The organism is Caulobacter vibrioides (genome assembly GCF_002310375.3).
Taxonomy (GTDB): domain Bacteria; phylum Pseudomonadota; class Alphaproteobacteria; order Caulobacterales; family Caulobacteraceae; genus Caulobacter; species Caulobacter vibrioides_D.
In genome coordinates, this window is the sequence record NZ_CP023315.3 from 3,411,179 (window position 1) to 3,434,550 (window position 23,372).

Sequence of the window (23,372 nt, forward strand, 5' to 3'; positions counted from 1 at the left end):
CGCATTGCGCCGATGTCACGCCTGCGCCAGCGCCGTCGCCTCCACCAGCTTCACGACGTCGCCCATGATCTGCGTGATCTTGAAGTCCTTGGGCGTGTAGATCCGCGCCACGCCCATCTGTTTCAGGATCAGGGCGTCCTCGGGCGGGATGATGCCGCCGGCGACGACGGGGATATCGCCCAGCCCCTCAACCCGCATCACCCGGATCACCTCCTGCACCAAATCAAGGTGCGAGCCCGACAGGATCGACAGGCCCACGACGTGGGCGCGGCTTTCCTTGGCGCGGCGGACGATCTCTTCGGGCGTCGAGCGGATGCCGTCATAGACGACCTCCATGCCGCAGGCGCGGGCGCGGGTGGCGATCTGCTCGGCGCCGTTGGAGTGGCCGTCCAGGCCCGGCTTGCCCACGAGATAGGTCAGCGTGCGGCCCAGCAGTTGCGAGACCCGCTCGACCTCGCGCTTCACCGCCTCGACGTCCTCGGCCTCGTTGGTCGAGACCACGACGGCGACCCCGGTCGGGCCGCGATACTCGCCGAACACCTCGCGCAGGGCGCCGGACCATTCGCCGGTGGTGACGCCGGCCTTGGCGGCGGCGATCGAGGGCTCCATGACGTTGCGCCCCTCGCGGGCGGCGGCCTTGAGATCGGCCAGGGCGGCCTCGACCGCGACGGCGTCGCGGGCCTCGCGCCAGGCCTTGATGCGGGCCACGACCTCGGCCTCCAGGCGCGGATCGACGGTCTCGATCGCGCTCTCACCGGCCGAAAGGGGCGAGGCCTCGGTGTCGGTCCAGCGGTTGACGCCGACCACGGTCATCTCGCCGGTCTCGACCGCGCGCACCCGCTTGGCGTTGGAGGCCACGAGCTCGGACTTCATGTAGTCGATGGCGCTGGCCGCCCCGCCCATCTGGTCGATCCGGGTCAGCTGATCCAGCGCGCCCTTCGACAGCTCGGCGACCTTGGCCTCGACGACGTGGGAGCCGTCGAACAGGTCCTCGTATTCCAGCAGGTCGGTCTCGTAGGCCAGCACCTGCTGCAGCCGTAGCGACCACTGCTGGTCGAACGGACGCGGCAGGCCCAGCGCCTCGTTCCAGGCCGGTAGCTGCAGGGCCCGGCAGCGGGCGTCCTTGCTGAGCGTGACGGCCAGGGCCTCGATGAGGATGCGGTAGACGTTGTTCTCGGGCTGCTGCTCGGTCAAACCGAGGGAATTGACCTGCACCCCATAGCGGAAGCGGCGGGCCTTCGGGTCCTGCACGCCGTAGCGCTCTAGCAGGATCTGGCCCCACAGCTTGGTGAAAGACCGCATCTTGCAAAGCTCAGTGACGAACCGCACGCCGGCGTTGACGAAGAAGCTGATCCGCGAGGCGACGATCTCGAAGTCCTCGTCGGGCACCTGACCGCCGGCCTTGACCGTGTCGAGCACTGAGATAGCGGTCGCCAGGGCGAAGGCCAGCTCCTGTTCGGGCGTCGCGCCGGCTTCCTGCAGGTGATAGCTGCAGACGTTCATCGGGTTCCACTTGGGAACCTCGCGATAGCACCAGGCGATCATGTCGCCGATCAGCCGCAGGGACGGGCCCGGCGGGAAGATGTAGGTGCCGCGCGACAGATACTCCTTGATCAGATCATTCTGCGTCGTGCCCTGCAGAAGCTTGCGGTCCGCCCCCTGCTCGTCGGCCAGGGCGACATACATCGCTAGCAGCCACGCGGCGGGCGCGTTGATGGTCATGGAGGTGTTCATCTTCTCCAGCGGGATCTCGCTGAAGAGCTGACGCATGTCGCCCAGATGGCTGATCGGCACCCCGACCTTGCCGACCTCGCCGCGCGCCAGGATGTGGTCGGGATCGTAGCCCGTTTGGGTGGGCAGGTCGAAGGCCACCGATAGACCCGTCTGCCCCTTGGCCAGGTTGGCCCGATACAGCGCGTTGGACTTCTCCGCCGTCGAGTGGCCGGCATAGGTGCGGAAGATCCACGGCGGATCGGGCGCGTGCTGATACGGCTTGGCGGACATGGCGGGCTCCCAAACGCTTATCGTTCTTGATTACCGCCGATCATGATCCGGGATTTGCTGCGGCGCAATATCCATTTCGCGAGTGCGAATAGCGGTGACGAGCGCCCCCTCCGTCACGTCGCCTATCGGCGCCGCGCCACCTCCCCCGTTTCACAGGGGAGGAGGAAACGGCTCTCCTCCTGAAAGCCGCGTGACGGAGGGGGCGTTAGGCGCGGGGCGCTAAGCCGCCTGCTCCAGTCCGTCCCGCTCCAGCGTCTCGATCAGCGCCACCAGCTCGGTCCGCCGCGCCTGGGCCGCAGCGATGTGGGCGTCGACCTCGGCCAGCTTGGCCCGCAGCTTCTGCGGCAAGCCCTCGCAAGGCTTGCCCTCCAGCGCCGCATGGCCGGCGATCTCCTTCAGCGAAAAGCCCAGGCGCTGGGCCTGCTCGATGAAGCCCAGGGTCGCGATCAGGCTCTCGGGATAGTCGCGATAGCCGTTTGCGCCGCGCAGCGCGGCCGGCAGGATGCCCTGCTCCTCGTAGAACCGGATGCGCGAGGTCGTCACGCCCGCGCGCTTGGCGATCTCGCCGATCTTCATCTTCCGAGCCCTTGACCTTCAACCTAGCTTGAAGGTGTAGAAGGTGGGACCCGCCTGAACCGAGGTCAAGATTCCATGCTTACCGCCCCGTCCGAGCCGCTGTTCGCGCCCCTCGTTCTGCCGAACGGCGCCGTGTTGCCCAACCGCATCGCCAAGGCGGCGATGGAGGAGAACCTCGCCGATCCGGGCCAACTGCCTGGACCCGCGCTGTGGACCCTCTACCGTCGCTGGGCGCAGGGCGGCGTCGGCTTGCAGATCACCGGCAACGTGATGGTCGATCCCTCGGCCGTGACCGGACCCGGCGGCGTGGTGCTGGACGCCCGAGCCCCGCTCGCGCCGTTCGAGACCTGGGCGAAGGAAGCCAAGTCGGGCGGCGGCCAGGTGTGGATGCAGATCAATCACCCCGGCCGCCAGACCTATGCCGATCTGGGCCAGGGCGCCGTCGCCCCCTCGGCCGTGCCCGTCGACCTGGGCAAGCTGTCGAGCCTGCTCGCTCAGCCGCGCGCCCTGACCGCCGACGAGATCCTGACGCTGATCGAGCGCTACGCCGTCACCGCGCGACGCGCCGAGGACGCGGGCTTCGACGGCGTGCAGATCCACGCCGCCCACGGTTATCTGCTCAGCCAGTTCCTCTCGCCCCTGGTCAACCGCCGCGACGACGCCTGGGGCGGCTCGCGCGAGAACCGCGCGCGGATGCTGTTTGAGGTGATCAAGGCCGTGAGAGCGCGCGTGTCGCCGCGCTTCGTGGTCTCGGTGAAGCTGAACTCCGCCGATTTCCAGAAGGGCGGCTTCGACGCCGACGACGCCCGCTGGGTCGTCGAACAGATGAACGGCATGGGCGTGGACCTCGTCGAGCTGTCGGGCGGCAGCTATGAGAGCCCGGCCATGCAGGGTCCGTCGCAGGTCGACACCGCCCCCAAGACCTCCACAGCCGCGCGTGAGGCCTATTTCGTCGACTTCGCCCGCGACATCGCCAAGGTCGCCAAGATGCCGATCATGGTCACCGGCGGCGTCTGCCGGCGCGAGGTGGCGCTGGCCGCCTTGTCGCCGGAGGGCGCCCTGCCGGGCGTGCCGGTGATCGGGATCGCCCGGGCGCTGGCCTTCGCGCCGGACCTGCCCAACGCCTGGCGCAAACCCGAAGGCCAGGACGTCGTGCTGCCGGAAGTGACCTGGAAGAACCGCTCGCTGGCGGGGCTGGCGGTCATGGCTTTGACCAAGGCGCAGCTCAACCGCCTGGCGGCGGGCAAGGCCCCGGCCCGCAAGCTCTCGCCGCTGCTGACCGTGATCAGCCAACGGATCAAGCAGAACGCCCAGACCAAGCGCTATCGCGCCTGGCGCCTCAGCAACCCCTGAACACCGCTGGCGTTGCGGCGTGGTTGGCCGAGGCGGAGTGCCCGGGAACTTCGGTGTTGTTGGTGATTGCTATCGCGGGTCGCGATCCGGGATCTATTGCAACGCAACAAGATCGCCGTCACACGCAAAAATTGACCAGTAAAACAATGACCACCTTGGCGGACTTTGAGGAATTTGGCATTTAGGCTGCATGACCGAGCAACCAAGTCCTCCTTCCGTTAGAGCATTCACGTCCTATTCGTGGTCCTCACCCACCCACGAGGCATGGGTCATCCAGTTAGCGTCACGACTGCGAGAGGACGGCGTAGACGTTATCCTTGACAAATGGGATTTGAAACCTGGTCATGACTCTTATCAATTTATGGAATCTATGGTGACAGATATTACCGTCACCAAAGTCATGATGATTTGTGATAGACAATATGTCGAGAAAGCCAACAACAGAGCTGGTGGCGTAGGCACAGAGAGCCAGATCATATCGCCAGAATTGTATGGAAAGGGCAGTCAGGATAAATTTGCAGCCCTGATGACCGACGAAGATGAAGACGGAAACGCACATGTTCCCGTCTTCTACAAAGGTAGAATCTATTTCGACTTTCGCTCTGCCGACAAGTTCGAAGCCAGTTACGAGCAGTTGCTTCGATGGCTGGTCGATCGCCCCCAGCACGTAAAACCAAAGCTGGGCGCAGTGCCATCGTCTATACTCGACGCTGCACCAACAGCCTCAGCTACGCAATCGCGTGCTCGTCGCGCAGCCGAAGCTGTCCGCCAAGGTTCAACCAGTGCCGCTAGCCTCGTGCGAGACTATGGTGACGCGCTTCGTTCCGAGCTTCAGTCGCTAGCTCCGCAACTGTCGAACGCAGAGCCCGCCGACGAAACGATCATCAAGGCGATCAGTTCAATGCGTCCGTACCTGCAACAGTGGTCGGACCTCGTTTCAACAATTGTTCGCTTCGGTCAAGACGAGCGCGTCTGGCAGAGAACTCTCAGTATCAACGAGCAACTGGGTACGCTTATGTACCGAGACTCCAGCCTATCTCATTGGATATCTGTCCAGTTCGACGCATTTAAAGTGATCGCACACGAGGCCTTTCTTACGACGGTGGCACTTGCGCTTGACGAGGAACGCTTCGACCTCGTTCAAGCGGCAGTAGAAAAAGCTTATTTGTTAGAGGAACGCGACACCGGGGGGCGTCGCGCCACCCAAGACTTTACCGCTTTCCGCCAACACGCAGCCAGCCTAGATCAACGGAAAACGCGCCTACAGTTAAGACGCATTAGTCTGGAAGCAGATCTCCTTAGAGAGGCTCATCCAATTGGCGCAATACCAAGTTTTGAATCACTCATGCAAGCTGACTTCTTCCTATATATTTGCTCAGCAGGACAAAGTACGAGCAACAATTGGTACCCTTACTCGCTGGTCTATGCTGCCGATCGCTATTCGCCGTTCCCTGTCTTCGCACGTGCAGAGTCGATGGCCTATTTCCAGCGCCTAGCGCCAGCATTGGGCGTCACCAGCGTTGACACCTTGAAGACACGCCTAGAGGCCATTTCAAGTCAGTCTGGGCGAATATTCGACTATCGCGGGCTGCCAATTGCATATTTGGCCAATGCTGAAAATCTCGGAGTAGTTCGGTAGGCGAAGGGTAAGCATAGCGCCTCAGCAACCCCTGAACACCGCCGGCCGCTTCCCCATGAACGCCGCCCGCGCCTCGGCGTGATCGGCCGACGCCGCTAGCCCCGGGATTTCCGCCGCCGTCGCCGATGCCCCCGACGCCACCCGCTTGGTCGCTTCGATCGCCAGCGGGGCGCGCGAGGCGATGACGCGGGCCATGTCCAGCGCCGCCGGCAAGAGGCCCTCGGACGCGTGAACCTCGGCGACGATCCCGTCGGCCAGGGCGCGGGCGGCGTCGAAGGGCGCGCCGGTCAGGAGGTGGGGCTTGGCGCGGCTCTCGCCGACCAGCTTGGTCAGGCGGTCGGCCGAAGCGGTCAGGCCCATCCGCACGGCCGAGCAGGCGAAGCTGGCCCGCGTTCCGGCCAGGCGGATGTCGCAGGCCAGGGCCAGCTCCAGCCCGCCGCCGATGCACCAGCCGTCGACGGCGGCGATCACCGGGACGCGGACGGCGGCGATACGGTCGCACATGTCCAGGAAATGCAGGATGGCGGCGGTCTGGGCGGCCACGTCGCGCGACAGCGACTCGGCCAGGTCATCGCCGGTGCAGAACGCGCCGTTGCGGCCGGTGAGGATCGCGACGCGAACCGCGCGGTCGGCCTCGATCTGCGCGAAGGCGTCCAACAAGCGCGCGCGTTCGGCCAGGGCCAGGACATTGGCCGGCGCGACGTCCAGCTCGACCAGCGCGACGCCGGCCTCGGGTTGGGAAAGATGGATCATGCCGCCAGCGTGGCGCGCCGCGCGCCGCTCGGCAACCTTCCCTCGCGAGAGCCCACTTCGATGTTGCGGCGCACAAAGATTCTACTTGCCACTTTCAAACAGTTGTCTCAGCGTAGCGGCGTTCCGGGCGATTTTTTGCGCCCAAGAGCCAAAAACGACCCAAAGGCGAGACGTTTATCGCGTTTCGACCGACGGGCGGCGCAGCCGAGTTTGACCTTTGCGCATTGTCTGCGACGCGGCGAGCGTTGTTGCAGCGCGGAAGGAACGGGGAGTGAGATGACGATTCAGACGCTTGAGACCACCGCGCTGAAGGACCTGTACGAGATCGGTGAGATCCCGCCGGCCTTCCACGTGCCGAAAACCATGTACGCCTGGAGCATCCGCAAGGAGCGCCACGGCAAGCCGACCCAGGCCATGCAGGTCGAGGTGGTGCCCACCTGGGAGATCGGCGAGGACGAGGTCCTGGTTCTCGTGATGGCCGCCGGCGTCAACTACAACGGGGTCTGGGCCGCGCTGGGCGAGCCGATCAGCCCGCTGGACGGCCACAAGCAGCCCTTCCACGTCGCCGGCTCCGACGCCTCGGGCATCGTCTGGAAGGTCGGCGCCAAGGTGAAGCGGTGGAAGCTGGGCGACGAGGTCGTCATCCACTGTAATCAGGACGACGGCGACGACGAGGAGTGCAACGGCGGCGACCCGATGTTCTCGTCCAGCCAGCGCATCTGGGGCTATGAGACGCCGGACGGCAGCTTCGCCCAGTTCTGCCGGGTGCAGTCGCGCCAGCTGCTGCCGCGCCCCAAGCACCTGACCTGGGAAGAGAGCGCCTGCTACACCCTGACCCTGGCCACCGCCTACCGGATGCTGTTCGGCCACAAGCCGCATGAGCTGAAGCCCGGCCAAAACGTGCTGGTCTGGGGCGCCTCGGGCGGCCTTGGCGTCTTCGCCACCCAGCTGGCCGCCGTGGCCGGCGCCAACGCCATCGGCGTGGTGTCCTCTGAAGACAAGCGCGAGTTCGTACTGTCGATGGGCGCCAAGGCGGTGCTGAACCGGGGCGAGTTCAACTGCTGGGGCCAGCTGCCGAAGGTCAACGGCCCCGAGTTCAACGACTACATGAAGGAAAGCCGCAAGTTCGGTAAGGCGATCTGGCAGATCACCGGAAACAAGGACGTCGACATGGTGTTCGAGCACCCTGGCGAGCAGACCTTCCCGGTGTCGGTGTTCCTGGTCAAGCGCGGCGGCATGGTGGTGATCTGCGCCGGCACCTCGGGCTTCAACCTGACCATGGACGCCCGCTTCCTGTGGATGCGCCAGAAGCGCGTGCAGGGCTCGCACTTCGCCAACCTGATGCAGGCCAGCGCCGCCAACCAGCTGGTCGTCGACCGCCGCGTCGATCCCTGCCTGTCGGAAGTGTTCCCCTGGAACGACATCCCGGCCGCCCACGAGAAGATGCTGGCCAACCAGCACCTGCCCGGCAACATGGCCGTCCTGGTCTGCGCCCAACGCCCGGGCCTGCGCACCTTCGAGGAAGTGCAGGAGTTGAGCGGCGAGCGCTGAGGCCGCTCGACAAGTCCGCGAACCTTGGTCATGATCGCTACCTGAGCAAGAATATTAGGTAGCGATCATGCGGGACGTGTTCTTCACCTCGGCTGCGCTCTTCGTTCTGTTGGCGAGCGGCGCCAGCGCCCAGACCTCCTTTTCCCAAGCGGCCATAACGCGGGCCGACCTGCAAGGCGACTGGAGCCAGAAGGTCCGGTGCCGTGGTCACGCGTCGGTCGATTTCGACCACCAGCTTCGAATCTACGTCGACCAGCGGGGTCTGCGGTTCAAGGGCAACGCGCCGGTCAAATCCGCGCAATACGCCAGCGGACGGGACGCCCGCTACTATTACGGCGCCGTCCAGGTCAGCGGCGACATTGTGACCTTGAAGGTCAGTCCTCGCTACTATCGCGACCTGCCGGACGTGATGGACATGGGCGAGGGCGTGGTCGCGCAGGACGCCTCGTACCAGCTCACCCAGGATGGCGATCTGGTCGCCTTGGGGGTCAACGCCTGCAAGACCACGCCGCTGAAGCGTGCGGCCCTCGCACGACAACGCTAGCCTCGGCCTGAACGGATCGCGAAACCTGCGGACCTGGCTTGAGCCTCGCGTATGACCGCGCGGGGGGCGCGAACGCGACACGCAGTCGACCAGCCGCTAGGTCCCGGCTCTACCCCCGGCTTTCGCCGGGGTCCGGCCGGGATGACACGGGGTTTGACCCGCCCTACCCTTCCTTGGTCAGCCGCAGGTCGTGGTAGTCGTAGCTGAAGTCGGCCAGCGGCGAGACCGCCTTGACCAGGGCCGAGACCGCCTTGCCATCCTTGAGGTCGAAGGTGAAGAAGGCGTCTTCCTGGGTGCGATCCTCGAAGGTGGTGATGAAGGTCTCGCCGTCGAACGGGCCAAGCTTGCCGCGAAGCAGCGGCGTCTTGTCGAACGAGACGTAGAGGCCCTTCTTCTTGCCCTTCCCCGTCACGCTGACCGTCACGGTGCCGTACCAGGGATCGCGATAGACCCCGGCATAGGCCTCCAGCGGCAGGCTGGGGGGAGCGCCGCCGCCCTTGGGCGTGGTGGCCGCCGCAGCGTCCTTGATCGTCTGGGCGTCGGCCTCGGCCTGGACGCGCTTGGACGAGGCGATCCAGTCGAAATCGCTGCGGCCCTGCAGGCGGTCCGGTCCGCCGAAGCGCAGCGAGCGCAGCACCGGGTTCTCCTCAGCGTTGGTCATGATCATGATCCCGGACTTCCGACCGGGCAGCAGGCCCGTATACGAGATGAAGCCGGCCAGGCCGCCGGTATGCCACAGCAGCCGCTCGCCCCGGTGATCCTGCGCGTACCAGCCCAGCGCATAGGCCTGCATCGAGGGCCGCGCCGGGTTCTCGTCGGTCGGACCGTCGGACGAGCTGGTGATGGTCTGCGGCTTCCACATCTCGCGGGCCTGGGCCTCGCTCCACAGGCGCTTGCCGTCGGCCGAGAGGCCCCGGCCCAGTTGCACCTGCATCCACTTGCCGATGTCGGCCGGACAGGAATTGACCCCGCCGGCGGGACCGGCGGCGTCGAAGCTGGCGTCGAACGGCAGCACCTTCTGCGGTCCCAGACCCCGCACCGGCGGCCCCAGGCGCGCATGCGGTAGAGCGCGGCGGGACTGGTCGACCAGGCGCGGGCTGGAGACGGTGTTGGTCATGCCCAGCGGATCGAAGATCCGCGCCTTGATCACCTGCTCCCAGGTCTGACCGGTCACCGCCTCGATCACCGCCCCGGCGACGACATAGAGGACGTTGTCATAGGCGTAGCCGCCCCGGAACTGCCCACCGATGGGCAGGTGCTTCAGGCCCGCCACGATCTCGGCCCGGGTGTGGGTGGGGGCCGGCCAGATCATCAGGTCGCCCGCGCCCAGGCTCAGGCCGCTGCGGTGAACCAGGAGGTCGCGCACCGTCATCAGCTTGGTGACGATCGGATCCTTCATCGCGAAATCGGGCAGGTAGCGGGTGACCGGCGCGTCCCACTCGACCCGCCCCTCCTCGACCAGCATGGCCAGCAGGGCTGCCGTCATGGCCTTGGTGTTGGAGGCGATGCCGAAAACGGTGCTCTCGTCGCAGCGGTCCTGGCCGCCCAGCGCCTTGACGCCATAGCCCTTGGCCAGGGTGATCTGGCCGTTCTCCACCACGGTGATCCCAAGGCCCGGCTGGTCGGGGAAGGCGGCCATCACGTCCTGGGCGAACTTGTCGACCGCCGCGCCGACCGCGCCCGTCTCTTGCGCGAAGGCCCGGTTCCCGAACGCCGCCAGGCCGGTGGTGGCGAGGCCCGAGATCAGGGCGGCGCGGCGCGTGGTGGTCAGCATGGGGGCGTCCTTCGAATGAGGACGCGAGGCTAAGCTGATGCTTTAGAGGGCGGCAAGGGGCGCGGAGGGTGAAGCGCCCCCTCCGTCACGATGCTGCGCATCGCGCCACCTCCCCCGCTGCGCGAGGGAGGAGGAAACGACCCTCCTGCCCCGCTTGCGGGGGAGGTGGATCGCTGCGGATACGCAGCGAGACGGAGGGGGCGTCTTAGCGCTAGTTCCCGCCGTCCAGCAGACGCCGCGCGATGACCTGGGCCTGGATCTCCCCCGCCCCCTCGAAGATGTTGAGGATACGGGCGTCGGCCAGCAGGCGGCTGGCGGCGTACTCCATCGCAAAGCCGTTGCCGCCGTGGATCTGCAGGGCGTTGTCGGCGGCGGCCCAGGCGACGCGGGCGGCGATCAGCTTGGCCATGCCGGCCTCGAGGTCGCAGCGCTTGCCCTCGTCCTTTTGGCGGGCGGCGAAATAGGTCAGCTGGCGCACGCCCATGATCTCGGCGGCCATCATGGCCAGCTTATTGTGCACGCGCGGGAAGTCGAAGATCGGCTGGCCAAACTGCTTGCGGTCGAGCGCGTAGGACAACCCCACCTCCAGCGCCGCCTGGGCCACGCCCACGGCGCGGGCGGCGGTCTGGATGCGGGCGCTCTCGAAGGTGGCCATCAGCTGCTTGAAGCCCTGGCCCGGGACGCCGCCCAAGAGGTTCTCGGCCGGCACGGTGAAGCCGTCGAAGGCCAGCTCATATTCTTTCATGCCGCGATAGCCGATCACCTCGATCTCGCCGCCGCTCATGCCCTTAGCGGGGAACGGGGCCTCGTCCGTGCCCCGCGGCTTGGGAGCCAGCAGCATCGACAGGCCGCGATAATCGGTGGTGGCCGGATCGGTGCGGACCAGGAGGGTCATCACGTCGGCGCGGGCGGCGTGGGTGATCCAGGTCTTGTTCCCCGTCACCACATAGTGGTCGCCCGTCAGCTCGGCCCGCGTGCGCAGGGCGCCGAGGTCGCTGCCGGTGTTCGGCTCGGTGAAGACGGCGGTCGGCAGGATCTCGGCGCTGGCGATCCTGGGCAGCCAGAATTCCTTCTGGGCGTCGGTGCCGCCGGTCAGGATCAGTTCGCCGGCGATCTCCGAGCGGGTGGCCAGGGAGCCGACGCCGATCCAGGCGCGCGACAGCTCCTCGGAGACCACGCACATGGCGGTCTTGCCCATGCCGCTGCCGCCGAACTCTTCGGGGATGGTCAGGCCGAACACGCCCAGCTCGCCCAGCTCCTGCACCAGCTCCAGCGGGATCAGCTCGTCCTTCAGGTGCCATTCGTGGGCGAAAGGCGTGACCTTCTCCTCGGCGAAGGCGCGGAACTGGTCGCGGATCATCTCGAACGTCTCGTCGAGACCGGTCTGCTCCAGGGTGGAACGGCCGCGCGCCTCGGCCAGGCGCTGGGCGATGCGGGCCTTCACGGCCTGGGTCCCGCCCTCAACCATCAGCTTCATCAGGCCGTCGGAATAGAGGCGGTTCAGCACCGCGCGATCTTCGACGAGGTGGGCGGGCCGGACGATCTCGCCCTGGTTCATCGGCACCCCGCCGACCAGCTGGGCGCAGTATTCGGAGAACAAGAGCTGGGCCAGCAGGGCCTCGATCTCGCCAAAGCGCCCTTCGGCCTCCAGCCGCTCGGCCCAGCCGGCGACCTGGTTCATCAGTTCGGCGTAGGAGGCGTACCAGCCATAGCCGTGGACGCGGTGCTGGTGGACGTCGGCGAGCTTGCGGTCGACCTTGCCGCCATTCGGCGCAATGTGGGCCAGGACCGCCGGCTTGGCCTCGGCCACGAACAGACCCGCCGCATCGGCGGCCTCACGCAACAGGCCCGTCAGGCCCGGCAGGATGAGGGTCTCGTTGGTCTTGTCGGCGACCGTGTCGGTCATGGCTTGCTCCCCGCGCCCAAACAGTTGTTTTCTTTTACTGTGGCTTCTTTCGCACCTGCGAGCAATGCCGCACCGCAACATAATGTGGGAAATTGGGGAGACAGATGATCAAGGTTCACCACCTCAACGAGTCGCGCTCGCAGCGGATCCTCTGGCTGCTGGAGGAACTTTCCCTCCCCTACGAGATCGTCCAGCACACGCGCGACGCCAAGACGCGCCTGGCGCCGCCGTCGCTGACCGACGTCCACCCGCTGGGCAAGTCGCCGGTGATCCAGGACGGCGAGCTGGTGGTCATCGAGTCCGGCGCGATCATCGACTACATCATCCGTCGCCACGGCGGCGGTCGCCTGGCCCCGGACGCGGCCAGCGCCGACTACGACCGCTACCAGCAGTGGCTGCACTACGCCGAGGGCTCGGCCATGCTGCCGCTGATGCTCAACATGTATGTCGGGCGCCTGGGCGAGGCCGGCGCGCCGCTGCACCCGCGCATCCAGTCCGAGATCGCCAACCACCTGGCCTATGTCGACCAGAGCCTGGCGGGCCGCGAGTTTTTCGTCGGCGACAGCCTGACCGGCGCCGACATCCAGATGAGCTTCGTGCCCGAGGTGGCCAAGGCCATGGGCAAGCTGGCTGACTATCCGCACATGGCCGCCTGGATCGGCCGCATGCACGCCCGTCCGGCCTGGACGGTGGCGCTCGACAAGGGCGGGCCGTACGCGCTGGGGGCCTAGGGGCTAGGGCCGCAGGACCACGCCGAGATCCGGCGCGGTCCCGCCGTCCACCTGGGCCAGATAGGCTGCGCGCATCGCGTCTTGGCCCTGGCCTTCTTCGACCTTCAGCCAGCGCGGCGCGTCGGCGACGAACGGAGCCCACGCCGCGCCGTAGCGCTGGTCGAATTCGCCGCCCGGCCAGTCCTGTCGGCGTTTGGCCACCCGGTCGGGGGCGAAGAAGAACGCCGGCTGCGGCCCCGGCAGGGCGACCTGGGCGCGCGGCGCCTCCCAGTGCGTGCCGCCGACCAGGATCGAGGCCTTGAGGTCGTCGGCGAAGCGGTTGTGCACCGCCGCCAGCACCGCCGAGTCGCCGGCGAAGTCGACGAACACCGCCGGCCCGGCGATCGGCGCGGTCGGCAGGTCGTCGTACAACACCACCTGATCGTAGAAGCCCAGCCCCTCGACAAACGCCTTGTTGCGCGGCGAGGTCAGGCCCACCACCTTGACGCCGCCGCGCGCCTTGAGCAGCGCCGCCAGGGCGATGGCGGTCTTGGACGAGGCGCTGGACAGGATCACGCTCTTCGCGCCGTGGAAGCCCGCCTCGTCCAGCTGGTCGTCGATCAGGAACGAGGTGATGAACAAGGGCTGCAACAGCGCCGTATGCGCCTCCAGCGGGCTCGCCGCGCCCACGGCCATGTACTGGTTATAGACCGCCGCCAGGTGCTGGCGATGCGGCGCGACGTCGGCAAAGCCCGCCTTACCGACCTTGGGCGTCACCGTCAGGTGGGTCGACATCGGCCAATAGCCATAGAACCGCTGGCCGACGTCGACGCCGGGATGGTTGCTGGCCTCGACCCGGGCAAAGCCCCAGACCGGCACGCGGCCAAGGCCCTCGGCCGCCGGGAAGAAGTCCCAGTACTTCATCATCTCGCCGAACACCGCGTAGGTGATGTTGTTGGCGGTCAGGGCGAAGCTCTCGATCGCCAGACGCACCTCGCCGTCGGCCAGGGGAGGCGGGACGACGTCCTGGAACGCGGTGTGGCGCAGGTCGCGCTTGGCGACGACGAAATCCCAGGCCATGGGGGCCTCCCTTGCTCGTTGGCGGGAAGCTAGGCGGCGGCAGAACCCCAGTCAAACAAACGTTCGCCACCTCGCCCCACCTTGGCCAGGATCAGAGGCTCGACAAAGAGGTTCGTGCTAGACCCGCGCTTGAGCCGCCTTTTGGAGCCCCATGGACATCAGCCAGATCGATGTGATCGTTCGGGTCGCCGGCGCCACCCTGCTGGGCCTGTTGGCGATCCTCTTGGCGCGCGATCCTCGGACGCGGCGCGTGGCGGCCTATTTCGCCCCCATGGCGGTCTGCCTCGTCGGCTTCCTGGCCGGCAATACGCCCGAACCGGCGCTTAGACTGAGCGGCCCGCTCGCCACGGTGGGCGCCCTGATCGCCGGTTACGCCGCCGTGTTCCTGTGGTGGTTCTGCCTGGCCAGCTTTGATCCGCTGTTTCGGCCGCGCGGCGGCGTACTCGTCGCGGGCCTGGCCTGGCTGATCATCGCCAGCGCCGACCGAGGCCTCTTTGGTCCCGCTCTGGAAAGTCGCGGGCTGTCCTGGGCGCTCATCGCGCTGGGTCTTTCGATGCTGGCCTATCTGGCCTGGCGCCTGGTTCGCGACCGCGCGGGCGATCTGGTGGATGAGAGCCGCCGCGCGCGCCTGCTCGTGGTGTTGCTGCTGGGCGGACAACTGGCGGCGGACTTTCTGGTCGACCTGATCATGGGGCTGGAGTGGGGCCCGCACGGCTTCACGATCCTTCAGAACGCGGCCTTCCTGGCCTTCGCCGCCTGGCTGGCCTTACGCCTGCTGCCGATCCCGGCGCCCGCAAGCCCGCACGTCCCGGCGCAGAGCCCCTCGCCCGCCCAGGGCGACGAGGCGCGCTTGCTGGAGCGCCTGCGCGTGCTGGTCGAGGTCGAGAAGATCCACCTGGCGCCGGATCTCGACTTCGCGGACGTCGTGCGCCGCATGGGCGCGCCGGAACGCACGGTGCGGCGCCTGATCAACCATCGCCTCGGACACGACCACTTCCGCGCCTTCCTCAACGCCTGCCGGGTGGCCGAGGCCAAGCGGCTGCTCGCTGATCCGACGCGGGCTGACGACAAGCTGATCGCCATCGCGCTCGACAGCGGGTTTGCCTCGCTGGCCTCGTTCAACCGCGCCTTCCAGGCCGTGGAAGGGCGTCCGCCCAGCGCCTTCCGACACGGGCCGACTCCTGAGGAACGCCCGGCCGTGTTCTGAGGAGCGCGCGATCCGCCGCCGGCCTAAGCCGTCCGCCTCAGATGACGAGGCGAGATCATGGACGGTTTGTTGACCATCGGCGCGATCCTGGCGCTACTTCTGTTGGCTGGCGGCGCGATCGCGCTCTTGGGCGGGCGCGGCGCCGTCTCGTTCCGCTGGCTTCTCGCGGCGGCGGGGTTAGTGCTGCTCAATGACGCCCTGCTGACCCGGGTCTATCACCTGGCGCCGGACCTGATCGGCGGCGACTGGAACTGGCAGGGCAAGCTGGCGGCCCTGGCCGCGACCCTGGCCCTGGCCGCCCTGCCCATCCTTGGCTGGCGTGCGAGCGGCCTGACCTGGCGCCAGGCTGATCTCAAAGGACCGCTGATCGTCGCCGGCCTGTATGCGCTGCTGTTCGTCGGACTGGCCCTGGCCTTTCCCAACGAGCCTGCCAACGCCGAGACCCTGGCCTTCCAGCTGACCATGCCGGGTCTTGAGGAAGAGGCGTTCTATCGCGGCGTCCTGCTGCTGGTCCTCGACCGCGCCTTCACCGGCCGGGTGCGCTTCCTGGGCGTCGACTGGAGTTGGGGCGCGGCCCTGTCCTGCGCCCTGTTTGGCCTGGCGCACGCGTTCGGCGTCTCCAAGGGCGAGGTCTCGTTCGAGCCGCTCGTCTTCGCCCTGACCGCCGGTCCCTCGCTGATCGCCGTCTGGGTTCGCCTGCGCACGGGAAGCCTCCTGCTGCCGGTGCTGATGCACAACCTGGGCAACGCCGCATCGCTGGTGCTCTGAAAGCCGGGCGGCATTGTCACCGGAACAATGTTTCGGTTGCCGTGGCGCGGGGCTGGGCGCAATCGGAGGACGACCACCGCCGATGGAGCGTCCATGCCCCAAGCCGCCCTGCCGCTGCGCCATTTCCTCTTGGCCCTGGCCGTGGTGGCGGTGTGGGGGACGAATTTCGTGGTCATCCGCATCGGCCTTGATCACCTGCCGCCGCTGCTGTTTGCGACCCTGCGCTTTTCGATGGTGCTGTTGCCGATGGCGTTCTTCGTCAAGCGACCAGCCGTGTCGTGGGGCAACCTCGCCGCCTATGGCGTGGCGATCGGCGCGGGGCAGTTTGGTCTGCTGTTCATGGCCATGAAGGGCCACATCTCGCCGGGCCTGGCCTCGCTGGTGGTGCAGACCCAGGTGTTCTTCACGATCGGCATGGCCATGTGGATCAGCCGCGAGCGGGTGCAGGGTTTCCAGGTGGTGGCGCTGCTGCTGGCCGCCTCGGGCATCATCCTGATCGCCGCGCACGGCGGCGGCTCGGCCACGCCGCTGGGCGTCACGCTGGTGCTGCTGGCCGCCGCCAGCTGGTCGGCTGGCAATATTGTCGCGCGCCAGGCGGGCGCGGTGAACATGCTGGGCTATGTGGTCTGGGCCAGCCTGTTCTCGATCCCGCCGCTGTTTGCGATGTCGCTATGGCTGGAGGGCTGGCCCGCCATCGTCAAGGGCGTGACCGAAGCCGACGCCCTGACCTGGGTCGCCGTCGCCTGGCAGGCCGTGGGCAACACCATGTTCGGCTACGCCGCCTGGGGCTGGCTGCTGGCCCGTCACCCCGCCGCCACAGTGACCCCGATGGCGCTGCTGGTGCCGGTGTTCGGCATGGGCGCCTCGGCCCTGCTGCTACACGAGGCCCTGCCCGCCTGGAAGCTGATCGCCGCAGCCCTGGTGCTGACAGGCCTGGCGGTGAACATGCTGTGGCCGAAGGTGCGGGCATGGCGAGCGGCGGCGGCCTGAGGTCCCAGTTTCGGTGTCATCCCGGAAGCCTCGCAGAGGCTATCCGGGACCCAGGGGTTGCAGAACGCCGTGCTGGCCGCCCCTGGGTCCCGGCTCTTCGCTACGCTTCGGCCGGGATGACACAGTTTGATTTGACCTCCCCCGCGTAAACCACCCGACCCTCCCGTTCAAAACAGGGAGATCGCCATGCCAAAGCCGTTCGAGGTGAACTGGAGCCGCGAGGCGGTCGACAAGGTGCTGGCTCAGGTCCGCGCCTATGAGTTCCCGCCCGCGCCAGAGGGCGGCGGCTGGGGCTATGGCTGCGACGCCGATTTCCTGAAGGACCTCTGCGCCTATTGGACGGGCGGCTTCGACGTCGGCGCGGTCCAGGCCAACCTCAATCGCTTCCCGCAGTTCACCGCCACCATCGAGGATCTGGACGTCCACTTCGTCCACGTGGTCGGCGAGGCCGGCGGCAAGCGGCCGCTGCTGATCACCCATGGCTGGCCCGGCAGCCACTTCGAGTTCTGGGACGCGATCGAGCCCCTGGCCTTCCCCTCGCGCCACGGCGGCGATCCGGCCGACGCGTTCGATCTGGTGATCCCGTCGCTGCCGGGCTTCGGCTTCTCAGTCAAGCCGAGGCGGCCGCTGGGCCAGAGAGCCACCGCGCGCCTGTTCAACACCCTGATGACCCGCGAGCTGGGCTACGAGACTTACCTCGCTCAAGGCGGCGACTGGGGCGGCCTTGTCACCTCGTGGGTGGGCCTGGATCACGCCGCGCATGCGAAGGCCATCCACCTGAACATGATCGGCCTGCGCCCCGCCGGTCCGCCCACAACCCAGGAAGAGATCGACTGGATCACCGGCTTTGGCGCCCAGATGGACCTGTGGGGCGCCTATTTCCGCCTGCAGGCCAGCAAGCCGCAGTCCGTCGCCTGGCTGGGGGCCAGCAACCCGGTCGGTCAGGCCGCCTGGATCCTGGAGCGCTTCCATGACTGGGCCGACCTGTCGACAAAGCCGTTCGAGCAGGTGTTCAGCCGCGACCAACTGCTGACCAACCTTATGATCTATGTGATGACCGGCAGCTTCACGACCGGCGCCTGGTACTATCGCGCCATGCTGGAGGAAGGCGGGCCGGTGCTGGCGCAGGGCCAGCGCTGCGAGACGCCCACCGCCTTTGCCAACTTCCCCGGCGAGAGCATCTACAAGCCCCCGCCCCGTTCATGGGCTGACCGCGCCTACAACATCACCCGCTGGAGCGAGATGCCGCGCGGCGGCCACTTCGCCGCGATGGAGGAGCCCGGGCTGTTCGTCGACGACGTGCGGGCGTGGGCCAGAGCGCTTTAGATTTCTGATCGGAGGGGAAACGCGATGAGCAAGATCACCGGCGGCTGCCTGTGCGGCGAGATCCGCTACGAGATGGAGGGCGTGTTCAACGTCGCCGTCTGCCACTGCCGCGAATGCCAGTATGCGTCTGGCGGCGGGCCCAACTATATCGCGCTGGTCCCCGCGCCGGCGTTCGCCTTCACCAAGGGCGAGCCCCGTCGCTACACGCGGCCCGGCGGCAGCGGCCAGGCGGTGACGCGGATCTTCTGCGCGGACTGTGGCACGCCCTTGGCGTCGGAGATCGCCATGCCCGTCGTGGCGGTGAAGCTCGGCGGTCTCGATGATCCGGCGCCCTACAAGGCGGGCGTATCGATCTGGACGTGCGAGGCGCAGCCGTGGCATCCGATCGACACCGCCGCACCGGCTTTCCCGAAGAACCCCTCAGGCTGATGACCCAGACCGCGCCCCGCTACGATTTCGCATCCGACAATGTCGCCGGCGCCATGCCCGAGGTGATGGAGGCGCTGATCGCGGCCAATGCGGGGACGGCCTCGGGCTATGGGACCGACCACGTCAGCCGGGCCGCCGCCGATCGCATCCGCGCGGCGCTGGACGCCGACGCGCAGGTGCGGTTCACCGCCTCGGGCACGGCCGCCAACGCCTTCGCCCTGACCTTGCTGGCCGCGCCGCACGAGGCGGTGCTGGCCCATGAGCACGCCCACATCTGCACCGACGAGACCGGCGCGCCGGGGTTCTTTGGCCAAGGCGTCGGCCTGATCGGCTTGCCCGGCGCCTCGGGACGGATCGAACTTTCGGCGCTGGAAACAGCCCTTGCGCGCCCTGAGGTCTCGTATAACCAGCCCGCCAACGCCCTGTCGCTGACCACCGCCACCGAATACGGGACGGTCTATTCGCAGGCCCATCTGGCCAGCCTGATCGCGCCGGTGAAGGCCAAGGGCTACGGCGTCCACCTGGACGGCGCGCGGCTGGCCAATGCGGTGGCCGCGGGCTTTGACCTGAAGAGCGTCGCCAGGATGGGCGTCGATATTCTGGTCATGGGCGGCACCAAGGCCGGCGCGACGCCGACCGAGGCCGTGGTGTTCCTGAACCCCGACCACGCGCGACGCCTGGATGCACGCCTCAAGCATGCCGGCCAGTTGATCTCGAAGGGCCGCTACCTGGCCGCCCCGTGGCTGGGCCTGCTGGACGAAGACGGCGGAACCGGTCCCTGGGCCGCCCGCGCCGCTCACGCCAACGCCATGGCGCAAAAGCTGGCTGCGCTGATGCCCTTCCCGATCCGTCACCCGGTCGAGGCCAACGGCATCTTCGTCGAGATGGACGAGCCGACGTTGGAGCGTCTGCGCGGCGAGGGCTGGTTCGTCTATCGCTTCCTGGACGGCACGGTGCGCTTCATGTGCTCGTGGGCCACGACGCCCGAGATGGTCGAGGACCTGGGCGCGGCGCTGAAGCGGGTGGCTTAGACGAGCGCAAAACATCCTTGAGGTTTGCTTTGAGGACGATACATTTAAAGTTGTACAAGCGCCCTCATTCCCAATCGCTTGGGTTTTTGATAGTTTGCCCATGGCCACCCTGCTGCGTCACGGCAAGGTTCGGATCGTCATCTATTCGGAAGACCACCGACCAAGCCACGTGCATGTCGTTGGCGTCGACAAGGCGGCCGTCCTGCAATTGAACTGCCAAGAAGAGCCGCACCCCCACGGCCCCTTGGCGCTTCGGGAGAACCACGGCTTCACGGCGCGGGAGCTGCGGCCGATCATCGAGCAGGTTGAGGCCAATCTCACCCTGCTCTGCGCCGAGTGGAAACGGGTGCATGGCGATTACCGATGATGACATCGACGTGGCGACCAAGCGGGGCGAGGCCCTGACGGCGGAGCGGCCTCACGTTGTCGCGGCCCGGTACGACGCCGCCCGCGGCATGATCGAGATCGCCTTGGCGAACGGCGCGATTTTCAGCTTCCCGCCACGTCTCGCCCAAGCGCTGCAGGGCGCGACCGTGGTTCAGTTGAAAGAGGTTGAGGTCGTCGGGGCGGGGACGGGACTGCACTTCCCCTTGATCGACGCCGATCTCTACATCCCCGCCCTGATCGAGGGCGTGTTCGGCTCCAAGGCCTGGATGGCGGCGCGGCTCGGCCAAGACGGCGGACGTGTTCGCAGCGAGCGCAAATCCGCCGCCGCACGCGCAAACGGCAAGCTGGGCGGACGGCCGCGAAAGGCGAGCTAGATCCCCAACGTCACGCAGCTTCGACGCGGGCATCCGCCGCGTCCGCCTGCGGGACAGGCGGCTCAAGGCGACCCAGCGTCGAAACGGGCGGGGCGTCGTCGTGACGGACATCCACCCCCAGCATCTTGGCGATCTCGTTGGCCGGCGCCGGACGGCTGATGAAGTAGCCCTGGATCTCGGCGCAGCCTTGGCTGCGCAGGGCGTTCAACTGCTCCAGGGTCTCGACACCTTCCGCCGTGGTGGTGACCCCCATCGAGGCGCCCAGGTCCAGCACGGCCTTGATGATGGCCATGGCGTCGCTGTCGTGCAGGATGTCGCGCACGAAGGTCTGGTCGATCTTGATCTTGTCGAACGGGAAGCTGCGCAGATAGCTCAGCGAGCTGTAGCCGGTGCCGAAATCGTCCATCGAGATCCGCACGCCCAGGGCTTTCAGGTCGTGCAGCATGGTCATGTTGGCGGCGTTGTCCTGCAGCAGGACCGACTCGGTGATCTCAAGCTCAAGGCGGTTCGCCGACAGGCCCGACGCCGCCAGGGCCGAGACCACCGTGCGCACCAGACCCCGGTCGCGGAACTGCGCCGGCGACAGATTCACCGCCAGACGCACATGCTCGGGCCATCCGGCGGCCTCGACGCAGGCGCGGCGCAGGACCCATTCGCCCAGCTGGACGATCAGGCCGATCTCCTCGGCGAGGGGAATAAAGTCGGCGGGCGAAACCGTGCCGCGCTCCGGATGTCGCCAGCGCAGCAGCGCCTCGCAGCCCGTCACGCGCTCGTCGCCCAGGTGATAAAGCGGTTGATAGAACAGCTCGAACTCGCCGGCCTGCAGGGCCCGGCGCAGATCCAGCTCCAGCGCGCGACGCGCCTGAAGTTGCTCGTCCATGGCGCGTTCGAAGAAGTGGTAGGCCCCGCGCCCATCGGCCTTGGCGCGGTACAGGGCCATGTCGGCCTTTTTCAGCAGTTCGTCGGCGTCCTCGCCATCGGTCGGCGCCAGGCTGACCCCAACGCTGGCGCCGATCACTACGTGCTGTCCCTGGAGATCGAACGGCGCAGCCATGGCCTCGACGATCCGCGCGGCCAGGCGCGTGGCGCCGTTCGCGTCGTCCAGCCCCGTCTGCACCACGGCGAACTCGTCGCCGCCCAGGCGTGCGACGGTGTCGCCTTCGCGGACGCAGCCGCGCAGGCGTTCGGCGGCGATCTTCAGCAACGCATCGCCCAGCGGGTGACCCAGGGTGTCATTGACGGTCTTGAAGCGGTCCAGGTCCACGAAGTGCACCGCCAGGGCGTCGCCCTTGCGGTCCCGCCGCGCCAGGGCCTCGCCGAGATGCTTCTGGAACAGCACACGATTGGGCAGTTCGGTGAGCGGATCATAGTGCGCCAGACGCGCAATCTGCGCTTCAGCGCGCTTGCGCTCGGCGATGTCTTCGGAGACGCCCAGCAGATATTCCGCGTGACCTTCGGCGTTCAGCAGCGCGATCTTCTTGGTGCGCAGGATGGCGATGCTGCCATCCTTCCGCGGCACGTGGTCTTCTTCAACGACCCGCACCTCACCGGAATCGAGCACGGCGCGGTCACGCTCGCGATACAGCGCAGCCAGTTCCGCGTCATGGATGTCGGCGTCGGTCTTCCCGATCACTTCGTCGCGCTTGTAGCCCAGCGTCTTTTCGCCCGCGCGGTTGAGCAGGACATAGCTGTGATCGTCAGCGCGCTTGACGAAGACCATCGCGGGCATGGCTTCGACGATGCCGGTCATGAAGGTCTGTGCGCGTTCAACCTCGGCCTTGGCCACCGCAAGGGCCTCGACGCTGCGGCGGTTGGTTTCGTTGGCGGCCTGCAGGAGCCCCAGAACCGTTCCGACGCCCAGATATCGGCCGTCCTCGGTGACGATGAAGCCCCGCAGCAGATCAGAGGCCCGATACGAAAGACTGTCGGTCGTGAAGTCGGCCAGCGCCATCTCGGCGTCCACGACCAGCGGCTCGCGGTCCATCAGGGTCGAGATCGGCCGGTTGGCGTAGAGCGCCCGACCGTACTCGGCCGCCATCCGCAGGAAGAAGGCGTTGCGCTCGACCAGGCCGATGGGGCGGTTCTCGGCGTCCAGAACCGGAATGATGAGCGTGTCAGGCTCCTCGCGGAACCGCTCATACAAGGCCTTGCCGAGGTGGTCCTCGCGCGCCGGCTCCAGGAAAGAAACAGTGTCCCGCAGGGTGAACATTGATACGCCTCCACTCACGCGAGGAGGAGGCCTGCGCCGACCTAACGGCGTGCTAATGACCCAGTTTGAGGACGCGAATTTCGCGAAAACTTCACAACGCCGTCACAGTGCTTGCAGGGGCGTTTACGGATCGCGCTCGATACTCTGAATTATGCTTAACGACAGGTATCCAAACCGCCCCGCGCGCTGAATACCTCAGGCTCCTGACGGCCCCCCGCGATCTGGACCTTGGCGGTCTCCGGGAAGGTCAGGAGAAGGGCTAGTCGCGCTCCCGCTCCTCCTTGGCGTCGCCCAGCAGGATCTGGCCGCCCCAGCTGACCACGCCGGTGACGACGGCCGCCAGGATCCCCGCCCACAGGCCACGAACCGTCAGGCCGTCCAGCATCCAGGCCACAAGGCCGATCATGCCCGCGTTCACCACCAACAGGAACAGGCCCAGCGTCGCCAGGGTGAGAGGAAAGGTCAGCAGGGTCACGATCGGACGCACCACCGCATTGACGATCCCCAGCAGCAGGCCCGCGATCAGCAGGGTCTTCCAGCCGTCGGCCGTGACGCCCGGCACGATCTGGGTCGCCAGCCACAGACCAAAGGCGGCGATCAGCAGGCGAAAGATCAGACGGAACATGTGACGCGACTCCCTCGTTTCGGGGAGCAGATTGGCGCAAGCGTGAGCGGGATCAAGGCGCGCTGAATGTCCGAGTTGGCAACTGGGGCATTACAAATGCGTTACGCCCCTTCAAACCGCCACATTGCGAACTATC

21 protein-coding genes and 1 pseudogene are annotated in these 23,372 nt (G+C 67.1%); 13 read left to right on the top strand and 9 right to left on the bottom strand.

What is annotated here, in order from left to right; all coding sequences use genetic code 11:
* Window positions 1–15: 15 nt before the first annotated feature.
* Window positions 16–2,004, bottom strand: a complete 1,989-nt coding sequence (locus CA606_RS16080) for a protein meaA (RefSeq protein ID WP_096053626.1) — start codon at window positions 2,002–2,004, stop codon at window positions 16–18.
* A 219-nt stretch (window positions 2,005–2,223) separates the two neighbouring features.
* Window positions 2,224–2,580, bottom strand: coding sequence for a MerR family transcriptional regulator (locus tag CA606_RS16085; protein ID WP_096053625.1), 357 nt, complete (start codon window positions 2,578–2,580; stop codon window positions 2,224–2,226).
* A 75-nt stretch (window positions 2,581–2,655) separates the two neighbouring features.
* Here CA606_RS16085 and CA606_RS16090 point away from each other — a divergent pair, with 75 nt between their 5' ends.
* Window positions 2,656–3,933: an NADH:flavin oxidoreductase/NADH oxidase family protein gene (locus CA606_RS16090; protein ID WP_096053624.1), complete on the top strand. Its 1,278-nt coding sequence runs from the start codon at window positions 2,656–2,658 to the stop codon at window positions 3,931–3,933.
* A 190-nt stretch (window positions 3,934–4,123) separates the two neighbouring features.
* Window positions 4,124–5,572, top strand: a complete 1,449-nt coding sequence (locus CA606_RS16095; protein WP_096053623.1) for a toll/interleukin-1 receptor domain-containing protein — start codon at window positions 4,124–4,126, stop codon at window positions 5,570–5,572.
* 21 nt (window positions 5,573–5,593) lie between these two features.
* Here the strand turns inward: CA606_RS16095 and CA606_RS16100 are convergent, their stop codons facing one another.
* Window positions 5,594–6,325 (bottom strand): enoyl-CoA hydratase/isomerase family protein, encoded by a 732-nt coding sequence (locus CA606_RS16100; RefSeq protein ID WP_096053622.1) that lies wholly within the window; start codon window positions 6,323–6,325, stop codon window positions 5,594–5,596.
* Window positions 6,326–6,601: 276 nt separating this feature from the next.
* Between CA606_RS16100 and ccrA the strand changes: the two genes are divergently transcribed.
* Window positions 6,602–7,876 (top strand): crotonyl-CoA carboxylase/reductase, encoded by a 1,275-nt coding sequence (ccrA, locus tag CA606_RS16105; protein ID WP_096053621.1) that lies wholly within the window; start codon window positions 6,602–6,604, stop codon window positions 7,874–7,876.
* A gap of 67 nt (window positions 7,877–7,943) precedes the next feature.
* Window positions 7,944–8,420 carry a hypothetical protein gene (locus CA606_RS16110; protein ID WP_096053620.1) on the top strand — a complete coding sequence of 159 codons (477 nt, stop codon included), beginning with the start codon at window positions 7,944–7,946 and terminating at the stop codon, window positions 8,418–8,420.
* Between the two features lie 163 nt (window positions 8,421–8,583).
* On the opposite strand, the gene CA606_RS16115 is transcribed toward CA606_RS16110, so the two are convergent.
* The 3 genes and pseudogenes from CA606_RS16115 to CA606_RS16120 form a co-directional block, all read right to left on the bottom strand.
* Window positions 8,584–10,194 (bottom strand): serine hydrolase, encoded by a 1,611-nt coding sequence (locus CA606_RS16115; protein ID WP_096053619.1) that lies wholly within the window; start codon window positions 10,192–10,194, stop codon window positions 8,584–8,586.
* A 42-nt stretch (window positions 10,195–10,236) separates the two neighbouring features.
* Window positions 10,237–10,396, bottom strand: a pseudogene (locus CA606_RS20320) (hypothetical protein); the annotation flags it as partial.
* 9 nt (window positions 10,397–10,405) lie between these two features.
* Window positions 10,406–12,100, bottom strand: coding sequence for an acyl-CoA dehydrogenase family protein (locus CA606_RS16120; RefSeq protein WP_096053618.1), 1,695 nt, complete (start codon window positions 12,098–12,100; stop codon window positions 10,406–10,408).
* Window positions 12,101–12,204: 104 nt separating this feature from the next.
* Between CA606_RS16120 and CA606_RS16125 the strand changes: the two genes are divergently transcribed.
* Entirely contained in the window at window positions 12,205–12,831 is a 627-nt protein-coding gene (locus CA606_RS16125; protein ID WP_096053617.1) for a glutathione S-transferase family protein, read from the top strand.
* Between the two features lie 3 nt (window positions 12,832–12,834).
* Here CA606_RS16125 and CA606_RS16130 read toward each other — a convergent pair whose 3' ends face one another.
* Window positions 12,835–13,890, bottom strand: coding sequence for a DUF2855 family protein (locus tag CA606_RS16130; protein WP_096053616.1), 1,056 nt, complete (start codon window positions 13,888–13,890; stop codon window positions 12,835–12,837).
* Between the two features lie 151 nt (window positions 13,891–14,041).
* Between CA606_RS16130 and CA606_RS16135 the strand changes: the two genes are divergently transcribed.
* The 8 genes from CA606_RS16135 to CA606_RS16170 all read left to right on the top strand — a co-directional run bounded on the left by CA606_RS16135 (window position 14,042) and on the right by CA606_RS16170 (window position 20,402).
* Entirely contained in the window at window positions 14,042–15,097 is a 1,056-nt protein-coding gene (locus CA606_RS16135) for an AraC family transcriptional regulator (protein WP_096053615.1), read from the top strand.
* A gap of 57 nt (window positions 15,098–15,154) precedes the next feature.
* Entirely contained in the window at window positions 15,155–15,865 is a 711-nt protein-coding gene (locus tag CA606_RS16140; protein ID WP_096053614.1) for a CPBP family intramembrane glutamic endopeptidase, BDIM_20840 family, read from the top strand.
* 93 nt (window positions 15,866–15,958) lie between these two features.
* Window positions 15,959–16,855 carry an EamA family transporter gene (locus tag CA606_RS16145; RefSeq protein ID WP_096053613.1) on the top strand — a complete coding sequence of 299 codons (897 nt, stop codon included), beginning with the start codon at window positions 15,959–15,961 and terminating at the stop codon, window positions 16,853–16,855.
* A 186-nt stretch (window positions 16,856–17,041) separates the two neighbouring features.
* Window positions 17,042–18,181, top strand: coding sequence for an epoxide hydrolase family protein (locus CA606_RS16150; protein WP_096053612.1), 1,140 nt, complete (start codon window positions 17,042–17,044; stop codon window positions 18,179–18,181).
* A gap of 24 nt (window positions 18,182–18,205) precedes the next feature.
* Window positions 18,206–18,610, top strand: a complete 405-nt coding sequence (locus tag CA606_RS16155) for a GFA family protein (protein ID WP_096053611.1) — start codon at window positions 18,206–18,208, stop codon at window positions 18,608–18,610.
* Window positions 18,607–19,641 carry a beta-eliminating lyase-related protein gene (locus CA606_RS16160; RefSeq protein ID WP_181242914.1) on the top strand — a complete coding sequence of 345 codons (1,035 nt, stop codon included), beginning with the start codon at window positions 18,607–18,609 and terminating at the stop codon, window positions 19,639–19,641. Before CA606_RS16155 ends, CA606_RS16160 begins: the two co-directional genes overlap by 4 nt.
* 100 nt (window positions 19,642–19,741) lie before the next feature.
* Window positions 19,742–20,008 carry a DUF4160 domain-containing protein gene (locus tag CA606_RS16165; protein ID WP_096053609.1) on the top strand — a complete coding sequence of 89 codons (267 nt, stop codon included), beginning with the start codon at window positions 19,742–19,744 and terminating at the stop codon, window positions 20,006–20,008.
* Window positions 19,992–20,402, top strand: a complete 411-nt coding sequence (locus tag CA606_RS16170) for a DUF2442 domain-containing protein (protein ID WP_096053608.1) — start codon at window positions 19,992–19,994, stop codon at window positions 20,400–20,402. Before CA606_RS16165 ends, CA606_RS16170 begins: the two co-directional genes overlap by 17 nt.
* Window positions 20,403–20,412: 10 nt before the next feature.
* Here the strand turns inward: CA606_RS16170 and CA606_RS16175 are convergent, their stop codons facing one another.
* Both CA606_RS16175 and CA606_RS16180 read right to left on the bottom strand, forming a co-directional pair.
* On the bottom strand, window positions 20,413–22,611 hold the full coding sequence (locus CA606_RS16175) for a putative bifunctional diguanylate cyclase/phosphodiesterase (protein ID WP_423752937.1): 2,199 nt from the start codon (window positions 22,609–22,611) through the stop codon (window positions 20,413–20,415).
* Between the two features lie 259 nt (window positions 22,612–22,870).
* Window positions 22,871–23,236: a phage holin family protein gene (locus CA606_RS16180; protein WP_096053607.1), complete on the bottom strand. Its 366-nt coding sequence runs from the start codon at window positions 23,234–23,236 to the stop codon at window positions 22,871–22,873.
* Window positions 23,237–23,372 lie beyond the last annotated feature (136 nt).

Coding starts and splice junctions, on each gene's coding strand:
- CA606_RS16080 (WP_096053626.1), bottom strand. CDS start 2,004: ATGTCCGCCAAGCCGTATCAGCACGCGCCCGATCCGCCGTGGATCTTC.
- CA606_RS16085 (WP_096053625.1), bottom strand. CDS start 2,580: ATGAAGATCGGCGAGATCGCCAAGCGCGCGGGCGTGACGACCTCGCGC.
- CA606_RS16090 (WP_096053624.1), top strand. CDS start 2,656: ATGCTTACCGCCCCGTCCGAGCCGCTGTTCGCGCCCCTCGTTCTGCCG.
- CA606_RS16095 (WP_096053623.1), top strand. CDS start 4,124: ATGACCGAGCAACCAAGTCCTCCTTCCGTTAGAGCATTCACGTCCTAT.
- CA606_RS16100 (WP_096053622.1), bottom strand. CDS start 6,325: ATGATCCATCTTTCCCAACCCGAGGCCGGCGTCGCGCTGGTCGAGCTG.
- ccrA (WP_096053621.1), top strand. CDS start 6,602: ATGACGATTCAGACGCTTGAGACCACCGCGCTGAAGGACCTGTACGAG.
- CA606_RS16110 (WP_096053620.1), top strand. CDS start 7,944: ATGCGGGACGTGTTCTTCACCTCGGCTGCGCTCTTCGTTCTGTTGGCG.
- CA606_RS16115 (WP_096053619.1), bottom strand. CDS start 10,194: ATGCTGACCACCACGCGCCGCGCCGCCCTGATCTCGGGCCTCGCCACC.
- CA606_RS16120 (WP_096053618.1), bottom strand. CDS start 12,100: ATGACCGACACGGTCGCCGACAAGACCAACGAGACCCTCATCCTGCCG.
- CA606_RS16125 (WP_096053617.1), top strand. CDS start 12,205: ATGATCAAGGTTCACCACCTCAACGAGTCGCGCTCGCAGCGGATCCTC.
- CA606_RS16130 (WP_096053616.1), bottom strand. CDS start 13,890: ATGGCCTGGGATTTCGTCGTCGCCAAGCGCGACCTGCGCCACACCGCG.
- CA606_RS16135 (WP_096053615.1), top strand. CDS start 14,042: ATGGACATCAGCCAGATCGATGTGATCGTTCGGGTCGCCGGCGCCACC.
- CA606_RS16140 (WP_096053614.1), top strand. CDS start 15,155: ATGGACGGTTTGTTGACCATCGGCGCGATCCTGGCGCTACTTCTGTTG.
- CA606_RS16145 (WP_096053613.1), top strand. CDS start 15,959: ATGCCCCAAGCCGCCCTGCCGCTGCGCCATTTCCTCTTGGCCCTGGCC.
- CA606_RS16150 (WP_096053612.1), top strand. CDS start 17,042: ATGCCAAAGCCGTTCGAGGTGAACTGGAGCCGCGAGGCGGTCGACAAG.
- CA606_RS16155 (WP_096053611.1), top strand. CDS start 18,206: ATGAGCAAGATCACCGGCGGCTGCCTGTGCGGCGAGATCCGCTACGAG.
- CA606_RS16165 (WP_096053609.1), top strand. CDS start 19,742: ATGGCCACCCTGCTGCGTCACGGCAAGGTTCGGATCGTCATCTATTCG.
- CA606_RS16170 (WP_096053608.1), top strand. CDS start 19,992: ATGGCGATTACCGATGATGACATCGACGTGGCGACCAAGCGGGGCGAG.
- CA606_RS16175 (WP_423752937.1), bottom strand. CDS start 22,611: ATGTTCACCCTGCGGGACACTGTTTCTTTCCTGGAGCCGGCGCGCGAG.
- CA606_RS16180 (WP_096053607.1), bottom strand. CDS start 23,236: ATGTTCCGTCTGATCTTTCGCCTGCTGATCGCCGCCTTTGGTCTGTGG.